The organism is Streptomyces sp. NPDC029956 (assembly GCF_055574655.1).
In genome coordinates, this window is sequence record NZ_JBVHZJ010000019.1 from 96,379 (window position 1) to 97,313 (window position 935).

Here is a 935-nt window from a genome sequence, read left to right on the forward strand (position 1 = left end):
CGACGACCGTGGCGGCCGTTCCTTCGAGCGTCGTGACAACGACCGTCCGTCCGGTGGCTTCCGTCGTGACGACCGCCCCTCGGGCGGCTTCAACCGCGACGACCGTGGTGGCGACCGTGGCGGCTTCCGCCGCGACAACGACCGTCCGGCCGGTGGCTTCCGTCGTGACGAGCGTCCGTCGGGCGGCTTCAACCGCGACGACCGTGGCGGCCGTTCCTTCGAGCGTCGTGACAACGACCGTCCGGCCGGCGGCCACCGTGGCAGCGACCGTCCGTTCAACCGCGACCGTCGCGACGACCGCCCCGCCGGCGGCTTCCGCCCGGGTGGCGGCGACCGCCCGTACGGCCGTCGTGACGACCACCGCGGCACCGGCTCGACCGGCTCGACCGGTGGCTCCTTCGGCCGCCGCGACGACAAGCCGCGCTGGAAGCGCAACGGCTGACCTGACGTAGCACCCTGAGCAGGGCCCGTACGACACCTCGGTGACGTACGGGCCCTGCCGCATGGAACGGGCTCGACCGGCGCACGGCCGGCAGGCCCCGCAACTCCCGCGTGGGCGGGGGCGACTTCACCGGACGGGCGAGGACCGGCGGCGGCCGGAGGACGGACACGCCGCTGTCCCGACGACTGCCCCGAGCACGGCTCGGGGCCCGTCCCGCACGACGTCGTGGCAACAGGCTCCGAGCCGTCCGCGTATACCCGATCGGTTCGGGGGATCTCTCGGGCTATGCTGCACGGGTGTGCTTGTCCACGGGCCGTTAGCTCAATTGGCAGAGCAGCGGACTTTTAATCCGTTGGTTGTGGGTTCGAGTCCCACACGGCCTACGTGTGGCAGGCGGAGGTTTCGGTCTCCGAGCTGCCGAGAAGCGGGGGGGGGGGGGGGGGGGGGGGGGGGGGGTGGGCGGTTCCGGGGTGGGGGCCTGTGTCGGCGGTCG

At 73.3% G+C, this 935-nt stretch carries 1 tRNA gene and 1 pseudogene; both read left to right on the plus strand.

Going from position 1 to position 935, the window contains the following annotated elements:
* A pseudogene (locus ACZ4XX_RS17880) lies at nt 1-442 on the plus strand (DEAD/DEAH box helicase); the annotation flags it as partial.
* 310 nt (nt 443-752) lie between these two features.
* Nucleotides 753-825, plus strand: a tRNA-Lys gene (locus ACZ4XX_RS17885).
* The last annotated feature ends 110 nt before the right edge of the window (nt 826-935 follow it).